Consider the following 13,140-nt stretch of genomic DNA (forward strand, 5'->3'; position numbering starts at 1 on the left):
TATTATGTTTTATTTCTTTCATTCTTTGAGCGGTAATAAAACAGCAGGAAAAAAATTAACATTCCAAGTGAACCATACAATTTCGGATATGCAAATACCGCAGTAAATCCTTTAGTTATCTTTAAAGAGGTGTATGGCAGTTTCAATGCGATGAGAGAAAATGAAATAAAAAGCAAAATCCACAAATTTCCTGAATGATTTTTTCGAAGCACATCAATAGATATTATTATTGGAATTAATAATAGCACAAAATGATAATCAATTGACGCAGGATTTAATATCGTCCCTGCAACTATAAGGAAAGAAAATTCAAGATCCGGTGATTTGAAATTTATAGCCGTAAAAGCAGTGATAATCATTACTGCGATGCTGAAGAATATCGTTAGTGTTGAAGCCAGTATCGGAATATTTTCAACCGGATATGGATTCCAATATTTATCGAACATAAACAGATGATGAAAGAAACTGTGTATTGTCTGATACGCAGTAACCGCCAATTCAGAATTGGAAGTATAACCTAATAGCCGATTGCTATAAGCAAACCAGCTTTCAATTCCGATAAAAGGTAGTGTAATTAATATTAATGTTGCCATTGTAATTAAAATCCAGATCAGGCTCTTCCATTTTTTTTTAATCACGAGCAGTAACCAGATTATTACTCCTGCAGTTTTGAGCAAGAAAAGGAGACCAAGAAGAACTCCAAGCAATTTCTGATTATCAGTATTATATGCATGCCAGGACAATACCAACAGGAATAAAATAAAAATATAAACCTGAGCGTACGAGAAATTTGTATATAACGGTTGAAATACAAGAAATGTGATAAATACTATCGGGACCCAGTAACTTGTGAAATCTAATTTCCTGATAATGAATACGACAGTAAAAATAAGAAGCAGAAAATTAATTATTATCCAGATGATTCGGGCAGTCTCGTAATCAAATGCTGAAAATGGTAAGACGATAAAAACTGTTGTTGGGATATTCACGAGATAAATTTCATACACTCCCGGAACATAATCCTCAACTTTTGAACTGAACCAATCATCATTATAAAAATTACTTATCTTTTCTCCATTCAGAAATAATCGTGATGCTGTATAGTAAGCGGCAAACCCGTGTGTTGACTTAGTTAAATTGTTTATGATGTGAAATATTAAAAATGTGAAGAGCAAAAGACAGACAATCCAAAGTATATATATTTTGTAATGGGCTATACTTTTTGCGATCCGATTTTTGAAAACCGACATTAAATTTTAGCGAGTGGTGATAGTTTAAGATAACAAACACACTTTTTACATATTGAATCGGTATTCATATCAAGATTTTTTCTAAACAAAATTGATTCATCGGAATTTAATATTTCCATTAAATCATTTTCATGAATATTCCCGATTTTTTTATGAAAGAAACAAGGACGGACCGTTCCGTCAGCTTCAATTACTGTTGAAACCCAGGGCGCATTACAGCTTATTTTGGGGAAATCACTCAATCCATAAAATGCAGCATAATAATTATAGAATCTTCTGATTTTATCCGGTGATTCAGCAATGAATTTACGTTCAAAATCTACCGAATGAGAAATGATTAGCGATTCTATTATCTCTTTTAATTTTTTCACTTCTTCAATTGATAATTTTATTTCGCTGACTTTTTTCTCTTCCCACAATTCTGCACGGTTAAAAGCATCAGTTGTAACATCAGCGGTGAGAAAACTGATTTGATCCAATCCGATGTCTTTTGCAGCATCAACAATATTTGGGAAGTCCAAATAGTTTTCTTTCTGAATTACACTTCGGGCTGTTACTCTGAATTCAGGATTTAGTTCTTTTAATTCCTGAACTCCTTCTTTTAATTTCTCAAATGCATTTGGAATATTTCTGATTTTATCGTGAATATCTCTTGAACCATCCAGTGAAACAATTACCTCATCTACATTTGCTAATATTTCCGATGCATATTTCTTTAATAACAATCCTGTTGAAAGCAGAGTGATTTTAATTTTTCTTGTTTTAATTATCCCGCAAAATCTGAAAAAGTTCGGATGCATAAGAGCCTCTCCGCCGGACATAACGATTTCCTTGGTATTCAATTTCCGAAATGAATCGAGCATTTTCGAAATATCAGATTCTTCAAGCTGCTTTACATTATGATTTCCTTTCCAGATATCACACATAACACAACGGCAGTTACACCTGCTGTGTGGCATTAATATTAAAATCGGCAGTGAATAAATCCTGTGCGATTTTAAAGTGAAATATCTACTGATCGTATCTGACAAATTTATTTTCATAAACAATAATCGCTAAAAAGGCTGACTTCTGAATACCAATTTAATTGACATGGTTATCTTTTAAAAACTTTAATCCGTTGAATTATTTAAAAGAAAAATTGACGATGATAAAATAATGCTTCAATTTACTATATTTCGAGTAAGTGAAATAATGACGATTTCTTTTTTCTACATGATGCTTAATAAATTTATATTGTCCTCCATTTTCTTCATTCTGTCGGCATATCCCCAAACAAACGAATATTTTTTTAATCAGCTTACTGATGCTGATGGTCTTTCTCAAAGCACAATTTTTGCAATGATACAGGATAAGGACGGATATTTGTGGCTTGGAACAATAGATGGTTTGAATCGTTATGATGGATATGAGTTTCGAATTTATTCAAACGATCATTCGGATTCTACTTCAATTTCCGATAATTTCATTTCGGCTCTTTATGAGGACAGCGATGGATATATCTGGGTAGGCACAGTAAATGGTTATTTAAATTGTTTCGACAGAAAAACTGAAAAGTTTAAAAGATTTTTTATAAACGATTTTCTCTCATCCAAAATTTATAACGAAGATGATTATTATGAATATCCTTTAGCATTTTCACGTAATCAAAATAATTCAATCACATCCCTAGCCGAAGATAAAAACGGGTATTTATGGATTGGTACCTGGGGTTCTGGAGTAATTATCTTTAACAGAAAAAATCATAACTCAGTACATCTTTACAACGATCGCTCTGATTCTTTCAGTATTAGTTCAAACAGAATTACAGATATTTTAATTGAGAAGAATAATACTATCTGGATAGCAACTTTTGGAGGTGGATTGAACAGGCTTTCATCAGTTTCTTCTCAGAACAAACTTAATGAAAATGAATCATCTTATAATTTCTTACACTTTAAACATAATTCCGGTATAAGTTACTCTGTCAGCGATAATAAAATTACTTGTCTGTACGAAGGTAGAAATGGAAATATTTGGATTGGTACATTTAACACAGGTTTAAATAAACTTGATCTCAAAAATAAATTTCTTGAACCAAATCAAGCCAGATTTTTGCATTACTCCGTGAACAATTTATTAAAAAACAGTATTTCAGATAATAATGTTATGGCTATTCAGCAGGATACTGATGGGTTTTTATGGATAGGAACATTTGGAGGCGGGATTGACGGATTCGATATAAGTAAAAATTCTTTCGTTAACCTATCAGAAATTTCTTCACATCAGAATGCTTTTCATGATGTTGAAATACTTTCACTATTCATAGACAGATCTGGAGTTATTTGGGCTGGTTCACATCTGGGAGAAGGTGTAACAAAAATTCAGAAATTTAATACTAAGTTTGAAATTATTAACAGAACTTCACCGGGAACTTTAATATTAAATGATGATGTTGTTTGGTCATTGTTCAAAGATAGTAATGAAAATCTCTGGGTTGGCACTTATCGTGGCGGAGTGAATGTACTAAACCTGCATAATCAACAAACTACTATTTACAACAAGCAATCAGATTTAAATCATAGACTAAGTGATAATCATATAAGATCATTTGCCGAGGATAAGTTTGGAAATATCTGGATCGGTACATACAGCGGCGGACTAAACAGAATTAATAAATCAAATCAAAAAATAGATGTGTTTAAAAATGAACCCGGCAATCTGAATTCTCTTTCTGCAAATCAGGTTTTGGACATTTATGTTGAATCAGAAAATATTATCTGGGCAGCTACATTCGGAGGCGGACTTAACAAACTTACTTTTGCTGATAATTCTTCCGGAAAGCCGGATTTCAAAGCATACCGACACAACTCCAATGCTGCTAACTCAATTTCGGATGATCGGGTCTATACAATATTAAAAGATAGTAAAAACAATTTTTGGGTTGGAACTTATGGCGGTGGATTAAGCAAGTTTGATGCAGCTAATGAAACTTTTGAGATTTTCATTCCTCCCGACGATGATCAATTGCAAATCAACAATAAAATTCTTTCTATTACTGAATCAACTCAAGGAATAATTTGGATTGGTACTTCAGGAGGTGGATTAGTTAAATTTGATCCATCATCTGATTTATTCAAAGTTTATTCAGCATCAGATGGATTGACCAGTACGGTTGTTTACGGAATACTCGAAGATAATTCTCAAAATTTATGGTTGAGTTCAGATGATGGAATTTTTCTACTCAACACTTCAAATGAAAAATTCACTCAGTTTAAAATTGAAGATGGTGTTCAAAGTCTTGAATTCAGTGGTGGAGCTTATTTTAAAGATTCAAATGGCTTCATGTATTTTGGCGGCATCAATGGTTTTAATTATTTTCATCCTGACAGTATTGTTATCAGTCAATATGCACCCACTATTGTAATCACCAGGGTTAAAGTAATGGATGTTGAAGTTAAAGGTAAACCGGAGGAACTCAGATTATCTTATGATCAGAATTTTATTTCGATAGAATTTTCTGCACTTGATTTTTTCTCTCCCAAAAGAAACAAATACAGCTATTTGCTCGAAGGATTTCAAAAGTCATGGATTTCTACTGATGGCTCGAACAGAACTGCTATTTATACTAATCTTCCGGCTGGCGAATTCACGTTTAAAGTAAAAGGAACGAATGCGGATGGAATCTGGAACGAGAATGCAGCTTCGATTAAAATTATTATCAACCCACCATTCTATCAAACCTGGTGGTTCGTAACTCTTATTATAATTGCGCTTGCGCTTTTAATTTATTATCTCGGAACTATTCGAATTAAAAGTCAGTTGGAGATTGAGAGATTAAAATTGAAAATTGCATCTGATTTGCATGATAATATCGGTGCCGGTTTAACCGAAATATCTATCCTCAGTGAAGTTGCAGGAAGAAATGAATATGATTCAGGTTCTGACTCTGTTGTAAAAAAAGATTTGCAAAAAATCAGTGATACTGCAAGACAAATGGTTGATTCAATGAGTGACATTGTTTGGGTTGTAAATCCACAAAGAGATTCATTGCACGATCTGATAATAAAGTTAAAAGATTCCTATAATGAATTCTTTAGCTCCATCGGTATATCATTCCAGGTTAATAATGTTGAGAAGAGCGATGACATTAAACTGCCGATGGAATACAAACAAAATCTGCTTTTAATGTTTAAAGAAGCCATTAACAATGCAATCAAGCACAGCGGTTGCAAAAAAATTATTCTTGAAGCATTTTACAATAATTATACTATTAAAATTATTCTAAGAGATGATGGACGCGGATTTGATCTGAATGATGTTAAGTTTGGCAATGGAATTAAAAATATGAAGGCAAGAGCAAATAAAATAAATGGTAATATCATGTGGGATTCCGGAAAAGAAAAAGGAACGGTTATCAGTTTTACCGGAAAGCTTGGGAAAATAAATAGAGTTAAATCATTGTTTGATTGATTACCGGAGTTTAAATGATTAATGTAGCTATAGTTGAAGATAATGACACAATAAGAGAAGGTTTAGCTGTTCTGATAAATGGAACGAATGGATACAAATGTGTTGGATCATTCAGAGATTGTGAAAGTTTTCTTCTTAAACTAAACACACTGGATGCTAATGTTGTATTAATGGATATTGCTTTACCCGGAATAAATGGTATTGAAGGAATCAGAGAGTCAAAAAAAATAAAACCTGATATTGATATTTTAATGCTCACAATTTATGAGGATAGTGAGAAGGTTTTTGATGCTTTGTGTACGGGTGCTTGCGGGTATTTAGTAAAAAAAACTCCTCCGCTAAAATTACTTGAAGCAATTAAAGAAGTTTATGAAGGTGGATCCCCAATGAGCAGCCAGATTGCCTGGCAAGTCATCACTGCTTTTAAAGAATCAAAAGACACAAAGATGGAACAACAGGAATTCGAATTGAGTCCCAGAGAAAAGGAAGTCCTGACTTTATTGGCTGGCGGGAATAATTATCAGCAAATTGCCAATCAGTTATTCATAAGTGTTGATACCGTCCGTCATCATATTAAAAATATCTATAAAAAATTACACGTACATACACAGTCTGAAGCTGTGGCAAAAGCAATTCGTAAAAAAATTATCTGATCGGGTTACTCCTACATAGATATGTAGGTAAAATCATTTCCCAAATTCCACAACGAATATATTTACATAATCATGTAATTGATTACCTGAATTTTTCTGCTAGTTTTAAACCAGAGATTCAGAATACTCATTCACAGTTTCTAAAAAATTCTTAAAAAAAATTTAAAGAATTTATTAATTGAAAGGGTGCGCAAATGGAAACACTAACCAAGAAAGAACTATCAAATCCAATTGCTGATTTAATCAGCGATGAGATATATGAACTGCTCTTATCAAGAGGTTTAATTAACGAAAGAGCTGTACGGGATTACATCATCAGGAAAAAATTTAAACAGCTTCGTTCTCAGAAATTACGGACTGGTGATGCAATCGATTCTCTAAGAGCAGAGTATCCATATCTGCAGTTTGATACAATAAGAAAAATTGTTCACAATCCACCGAAAAATTTTGCAAACTAAATAACGCCCTCCTCGTGCGATCACCTCATCTGCCACGTGAGGTGATCCACTTCATTAATTATTAGCTTTATTTTCTGCAGGTTGATGTTCGGGCTTCAACAAATCGTTGACTTCTTTAACCGGATTAAAAGTGATTTTAGGAACTTCAACAAATACTGTTAACCAGTAATACATTCCGCCATTCCATAATCCCGGAAGTTCAAGTGCCTTTAATTCTTTACCCCCTTTTGATTTATTAGTTATTAATCCTGTATCCGGATTTACAAATTTTTTTAGTTCGAATAATCTGCCTTTATAATCTTTGATTCCGCAAGCAAGATCAACTGGATTAAAGTGAGTTGCCTCGTCAAATATTGAAGCCTGTTTTTTATCAGAAAGATTTACCTGTGTTGATTCAACAATTTGTTTTGATATTTCTCCATTCAGATCTTCAATCCAGAATGGACTTCCTCCCGGATGCCCCTCTCTTCTTACCATTCCGCAAACCCTGATCGGACGATTCAGAAGATCGAAGAAATACTTTTTCCATTCATCTGAAGATTTTGTATTCAGCTTTGCCGATAGATCCAATTCAAATTCTGTCTTAATTAATGCAACAGCTTCCTTTATTACTGTTTCAGAAACATCTTCACTATCAAGTTTATTTAATAGTTCAAAAATCTTGCTTTGAAGATAAATCAGGTAACCGCCGATAATTTTTTTATATCGATATGTTTCTGTTTTAATCTGATCAGGAACTATGTTATCGATATTTTTAATGAGAACAATTTCTTCATTTAACTCATTCAGATTATTCAGCAATGCACCATGACCTCCGGGTCTGAAGAGAATTTTTCCGTCTGCGTCTCTGAATATTTTATTATCAACTGTTGCTGATACCGTATTTGTTTCAGAACTTTGAAATGAAAAGCTGACATCAAAGATCCATCCAAGTCTGTTGTATTTACTATAAATTTCTTTGAATAGGTTTTTAATTTCAGCTTCATGTTCAGGTGAGATAGTAAAATGTATTTTTACTGTTTTATCTTTTCCTGATGCATAGTTTATCGCTTCTACGAGATGTTCTTCAAAAGCGGTTCTTGATCCATCAGAATATGAATGAAACAATATTGAGCCTTTCGGAAGATGTGCATAATTTAAACCATCAGAATTGCACGTGTAATTAATCAATTCGGAAATGCTCTTCTGACTAATTAATTCTTCCGGGTCTCTGCCATCCTTGATTAGAGTATTCTTTAAGTCTTCATAGAAAGCAAAGTGTCTGATGTTATCAAAAAATTCCAAAGTTGCTTTACATTCTGAATCGCCTCTTGCGGCTTTCTCAGATATCTTATTATAATCCGAATTATCCGGGTTAGCAGTAACTGCTAATAATTTCTGAAACATTCTTGTAGCTGCACCTGAAGCCGGAACAAATTTAATTACTCTGCCTTGGTCCTGAGCTGATTGAAACCGACCGATATATTCATCTTTTTCAAAATCATTAAAAACTTTTACTCCATTGCCGATATTACAAGGTTTATAGAGTTTAATCCAGGGTACGCCGTTCTCAAATATTTTCAATTGTTCGATTATTGAATCGATGGGAATATCAAGATTCTTCTCTAAACTAAGTTCCTTTCGAATTTCTTCTGTTTGATTGGAGTGCATATTCTAAAATTTTTGTTTGATAATTATTCTTATAACAAAAATAATTAAATAAATTTAGCCAATGAATATTCAACCAAATACTTTAGAAGAATTAGCCAGCATCGCTCAAGCCACTCCGATAGTTGAGATTCGTGATACATTGCTAAATGAAAATAAAATATCACTCTATATTAAAAGAGAAGACTTGAATCATCCGGCACTATCCGGTAATAAATGGCATAAACTCAAGTACAACATTCGGGAAGCAATTGAGCTTGGGAAAAAAACTTTACTGACTTTCGGCGGAGCTTACTCAAATCATATTTACGCTGCTGCAGCCGCAGGAAGGATTTTTAATTTCAGAACTATAGGGCTGATCCGGGGAGAAGAACATCTACCGTTAAATACAACTCTAACTTTTGCAAAAGAAAATGGCATGGAACTTTATTATTTGGACAGAACAGCATACCGGCAAAAGAATTCTTCTCAGGTTATTCAGAATTTAAGAGATAGATTTGGTGATTTCTATTTGATACCGGAAGGTGGAACTAATGAATTAGCAGTAAAAGGATGCAGCGAATTAATCGGAAAAATGGATTTACATTTTGATTATATCTGCTGTCCTTGCGGAACTGGCGGAACACTGGCTGGATTAGTTTCAGGATTAAATGGAAAAAAATATGCTCTTGGATTTTCTGTGTTAAAAGGAGCCTCTTTTCTAAAAGATAATGTAAGGAATTTATTAAATAATGCTGGTTATGATTTATTAACAAATTGGAATATAAACCTTGATTATCATTTTGGTGGCTATGCAAAAGTGAGTAAGGAATTGATTGAATTTATAAATACGTTCTATTCTAACACAAAAATTCCAATTGAACCAATCTATACAGGCAAAATGATTTACGGCATTTACGACCTGATTTCAAAAGGATTTTTTGAACACGGAACCCGAATTATCGCCGTTCATACAGGCGGTTTGCAAGGATTAAGTGGATTGCAATCAAAAATTAAAAAAGGAACTTTATATGAATTAGATTTTTTGAGACAATATCAATAACTAATCTAAGCATAGTAAAGTTTTCATAGTTAAATTGTATTGGAGTTATAAAATTTTTAAGTGCAGGGAATGGAAAAAATTAAAATATTAATTGTTGAAGACGAGCAGATAGTCTCTAAATTCATGGAAAAACAACTAACAGATGCGGGATATCTTATTGCAGATGCAGTTTCAACCGGAGAGAAAGCAATTGCAAAAGTTTCAACTCTAAAACCTGATATAGTCCTGATGGATATAAAAATAATGGGTTCAATGGATGGGATTGAAACTGCCGACCAAATCAGAAAGGAATACCACATCCCTGTCATTTTTCTTACGTCTCTTTCAGATGATGATTCCTTTCAGCGTGCGAAGAAAGCAGAACCATTTGGGTATCTTCTTAAACCGATAGAAATTAAAGAATTAAACCGTGCAGTTGAAATGGCACTCTATAAACATAAAATTTACAGGGAGTTATTTGATACACGACAGCGATTCCAAATCGCTGCTGAAGCTGCAAGAACAAGAGTTTGGGAATTATGGGTTGATGATAATAATAAATTGATACTCGATACTGAATTGTCACCACTTTTAGGCTATGCGAATGAAGAGATCACAGAGATGCAAAACAATAGGCAGAAACTTGTTTATGAAGAAGACAGAAATCTGGTAACAAAAACCATCCAGAATTGTTTTAATGGAATTTCAGAAAAATTCGAAATTGAACATCGAATCTATGATAAAAACAAAAATATTGCCTGGATTCTGCTTCGGGGCGTACTAGTTCAACCAGAGAATAGTAAACCGAAACGGATTATTGGCTCTGCAACGGATATCACTGACCGAAAAAATTATGAAGATGCTCTCAGGAAAAGTGAGGAGAAATTTCGTAAAATATTTGAAAATTCAGGGATTGGTTTAGCTACACTTTCACTGGATGGTCATTTCACTAAAGTAAATAATTCGTTTTGTGAAATTCTTGACTACACAGAACTCGAGTTAGTCGGTATGAATTTTAGAAATATTACTCACCCGGGCGATATTGAAAAATCAATTGAGATCACAAATGAACTTCTAAAAAATGAAATGATCGAAGGCAAATCTATTGAGAAGAGATATCTTCATAAAAACGGCGAAACTGTGTGGGCTCTTACAACTATTTCATTAATCAGAGATTTAAATAATAAACCTCAGTTTTTTATAGCGCAGGTTCAGGATATGACACAACGCAAAAAATTTGAGGAACAATTAATAAAGTACACTGAAGAGTTGAAATTATTAAATGCTTCGAAAGATAAATTTTTCTCTATCATTTCTCACGACCTCAGAAGTCCGTTTAATTCTTTACTCGGGCTGACTGAATATATCAGTCAATCTTATGACGAGATGACACCACAGGATATTAAAAGTTCTATATCATCAATTTATAATTCATCCAGGCAAGTGTATGCACTCATTCTTAATTTGCTTGAATGGTCGATGATTCAAGCGGGAAGGATTAAAGTTGATAAGAGCATAATAAATCTGAAAGAATTAGGAAACGAAATTAAAAATTTGTACGGAGCAGCTACCAAACAGAAAAAGTTAGAACTAACCATTAACATAAATGAAGAGATATTTATTTACGCAGATAAATATATGATAGATACTATCATCCGGAATTTTGTTTCCAACAGTATCAAGTTCACAAACCCCGGTGGGAAAATTATTGTTAAAGGAATTATTAATGGAGATAATGCTGAAGTTTCTGTAACTGATACTGGAATCGGAATAAGCATTGAAAACCAGAAAAATCTGTTCCGGATTGATGAACAATTCCGCAGAGATGGAACAGCAAATGAAAAAGGAACCGGACTTGGATTAATTTTGTGTAAAGAATTTATTGAAAAAAATAATGGCATTCTCTGGGTAGAAAGTAAAGAAGGCAAAGGCAGCAGATTTTCTTTCACCGTACCCAGGCATAGTGGAAAATTTAAACACCTTGAATAATAATTGATCAAATTAAAATACTAATACTCTATCCAGCAAAAATCAAGTTGAGGAATTATGAGTGATTTGCTAATTGTCTTTATCGGTCTTGCAATAATTTTCTACATCTTCTTTGTCCTTGGAACTTCGAGAACTGCCATTATAAAAGGACTTAACGGATTACTTTGGTTTCTCTTCTCACTTCTGCTTCCACCAATCGCTTTCACTGCCGTTTTGATAGCAGCACCAAAACAAACTAAGACAAAAGAAGAATTCAATTTTGCAGAAAATATTATTATGGATTTGACTCAACCGTTTGTTGATCTTGCCCATACCTCGCGTGCGCTTCTCGGTGTTAATCTTTCTTATGTACTGGAAGGTTTGACATATTTTGGTGTTGTTGGACTGCTTGCAATCTTTTTTAATAACTTTATTGGTTTGAATGATATAGATGCCGGAAGAATGGTTGGAGTTCTCACTGCAGGAATAACAATTGCAATGTTGTTTTTAGGGGCTACTGTTGACTGGATTGGATTACGGAAATCTCTACTCATTGCGCTCAGCCTTATGTTAGTTGGTCGAATCTTCCTCACTATATCGCCTGATATGGGTGTCCCTGGACTTTGGGGCTCTGCACATATTTATTCAATGATTGGAATTTTTGGAATAATTCTGGGCTACGGTATCTATCAACCAGCCTGCTATGCTGGAGTTAAAATACTTACTAATGAAAAAACTGCTGCGATGGGTTACGCAATGCTTTATGCATTAATGAATCTTGGTGGTTATTTACCAGGATTAATTTCACCTCCTGTAAGACACTCTTATGGGATTACAGGTGTCTTCTGGGTATATGTTGCGCTTACAGTCGTTGGAATTGGAATCGTTTATTTTATCATCACTAAAAATGCAATGGAAAAAGCGTTAAAAGAAGTAAACCAGGATTCGGCAGGAATTCAGAAGGAACCAGAAAAAGATGAAATGGCTGATAAAAGTAGAAAAGAAAAAATAGCATATTACATTAAGAATTTTCCGTTAAAAGATTTACGATTTCTTTACTTCGTTTTCATTTTAATTTTTGTGCAAACGCTTTTTGCTCACAACTGGTTAACAATTCCGCAATACACAAGTCGTGCTTTTCAAGGACAAACTTACTTTGGAATTCCAAACTTCATCGAAGACAATTTTGAATTCTTTGTAAACCTTAACCCGATACTAATTTTTATACTGACTCCGATGGTAACTGCATTGACTTCAAAGAAAAATACGTACAATATGATGATTATCGGAACATTTGTAATGGCATCACCAACATTTATTCTTGCTATTGGACCGAATCTGTACACTTTACTTGCCTACATTACTTTGATGACTATTGGTGAAGCAATGTGGCAGCCAAGATTTCTGCAATGGGTAGCTGAAATTGCTCCAAAAAATATGACGGGAATTTACATGGGGATTGGTCAGTTTCCCTGGTTTTTAACAAAAGTGATAACCAGTATTTACTCAGGATGGTTTTTAATGAATTACTGTCCGGCAGATACATTACCTTCTCAGATGAATACTGAAACGATGTGGCTCATATACGGATTCATCGCTATCGTTTCACCTGTTGGTTTGCTGCTCGCAAAAGGATGGATGCAAAAAGGATTTAAAGTAAAACACCAGGACAGCAAATAAGATTGGACTGA

At 33.7% G+C, this 13,140-nt stretch carries 9 protein-coding genes; 6 read left to right on the forward strand and 3 right to left on the reverse strand.

The window, feature by feature from the left end:
* Positions 1-2 precede the first annotated feature (2 nt).
* On the reverse strand, positions 3-1,250 hold the full coding sequence (locus HND39_03690) for a DUF2029 domain-containing protein (GenBank protein QKJ95452.1): 1,248 nt from the start codon (positions 1,248-1,250) through the stop codon (positions 3-5).
* On the reverse strand, positions 1,250-2,176 hold the full coding sequence (locus HND39_03695; GenBank protein QKJ95453.1) for a radical SAM protein: 927 nt from the start codon (positions 2,174-2,176) through the stop codon (positions 1,250-1,252). The genes HND39_03690 and HND39_03695 overlap by 1 nt, the downstream gene beginning before the upstream one ends.
* Before the next feature lie 268 nt (positions 2,177-2,444).
* On the opposite strand from HND39_03695, the gene HND39_03700 reads away from it, so the two are divergent.
* The 3 genes from HND39_03700 (at position 2,445) to HND39_03710 (ending at position 6,813) form a co-directional block, all read left to right on the forward strand.
* A complete protein-coding gene (locus tag HND39_03700; protein QKJ95454.1) occupies positions 2,445-5,702 on the forward strand; it encodes a hypothetical protein in 3,258 nt (1,085 codons plus the stop codon).
* Between the two features lie 14 nt (positions 5,703-5,716).
* Complete coding sequence (locus tag HND39_03705; protein ID QKJ95455.1) at positions 5,717-6,355, forward strand: response regulator transcription factor; 639 nt, start codon at positions 5,717-5,719, stop codon at positions 6,353-6,355.
* Between the two features lie 194 nt (positions 6,356-6,549).
* Positions 6,550-6,813 (forward strand): hypothetical protein, encoded by a 264-nt coding sequence (locus HND39_03710; protein ID QKJ95456.1) that lies wholly within the window; start codon positions 6,550-6,552, stop codon positions 6,811-6,813.
* Between the two features lie 54 nt (positions 6,814-6,867).
* Here HND39_03710 and HND39_03715 read toward each other — a convergent pair whose 3' ends face one another.
* A complete protein-coding gene (locus HND39_03715) occupies positions 6,868-8,463 on the reverse strand; it encodes a DUF4301 family protein (GenBank protein QKJ95457.1) in 1,596 nt (531 codons plus the stop codon).
* Between the two features lie 61 nt (positions 8,464-8,524).
* Here HND39_03715 and HND39_03720 point away from each other — a divergent pair, with 61 nt between their 5' ends.
* The 3 genes from HND39_03720 to HND39_03730 all read left to right on the forward strand — a co-directional run bounded on the left by HND39_03720 (position 8,525) and on the right by HND39_03730 (position 13,129).
* Positions 8,525-9,502: a 1-aminocyclopropane-1-carboxylate deaminase/D-cysteine desulfhydrase gene (locus tag HND39_03720; GenBank protein ID QKJ95458.1), complete on the forward strand. Its 978-nt coding sequence runs from the start codon at positions 8,525-8,527 to the stop codon at positions 9,500-9,502.
* 69 nt (positions 9,503-9,571) lie between these two features.
* Positions 9,572-11,470 carry a PAS domain S-box protein gene (locus tag HND39_03725; GenBank protein ID QKJ95459.1) on the forward strand — a complete coding sequence of 633 codons (1,899 nt, stop codon included), beginning with the start codon at positions 9,572-9,574 and terminating at the stop codon, positions 11,468-11,470.
* Positions 11,471-11,527: 57 nt separating this feature from the next.
* A complete protein-coding gene (locus tag HND39_03730; protein ID QKJ95460.1) occupies positions 11,528-13,129 on the forward strand; it encodes an MFS transporter in 1,602 nt (533 codons plus the stop codon).
* Positions 13,130-13,140 lie beyond the last annotated feature (11 nt).

The sequence above is a fragment of the Ignavibacteriota bacterium genome (assembly GCA_013285405.1).
Taxonomy (GTDB): Bacteria; Bacteroidota; Ignavibacteria; order Ignavibacteriales; family Ignavibacteriaceae; genus IGN2.

Bases quoted from the DNA above. Each gene is read 5' to 3' on its own strand.
- HND39_03710 (QKJ95456.1), top strand. From the start codon at position 6,550: ATGGAAACACTAACCAAGAAAGAACTATCAAATCCAATTGCTGATTTA.
- HND39_03700 (QKJ95454.1), top strand. From the start codon at position 2,445: ATGACGATTTCTTTTTTCTACATGATGCTTAATAAATTTATATTGTCC.
- HND39_03690 (QKJ95452.1), bottom strand. From the start codon at position 1,250: ATGTCGGTTTTCAAAAATCGGATCGCAAAAAGTATAGCCCATTACAAA.
- HND39_03695 (QKJ95453.1), bottom strand. From the start codon at position 2,176: ATGTGTGATATCTGGAAAGGAAATCATAATGTAAAGCAGCTTGAAGAA.
- HND39_03720 (QKJ95458.1), top strand. From the start codon at position 8,525: ATGAATATTCAACCAAATACTTTAGAAGAATTAGCCAGCATCGCTCAA.
- HND39_03725 (QKJ95459.1), top strand. From the start codon at position 9,572: ATGGAAAAAATTAAAATATTAATTGTTGAAGACGAGCAGATAGTCTCT.
- HND39_03715 (QKJ95457.1), bottom strand. From the start codon at position 8,463: ATGCACTCCAATCAAACAGAAGAAATTCGAAAGGAACTTAGTTTAGAG.
- HND39_03705 (QKJ95455.1), top strand. From the start codon at position 5,717: ATGATTAATGTAGCTATAGTTGAAGATAATGACACAATAAGAGAAGGT.
- HND39_03730 (QKJ95460.1), top strand. From the start codon at position 11,528: ATGAGTGATTTGCTAATTGTCTTTATCGGTCTTGCAATAATTTTCTAC.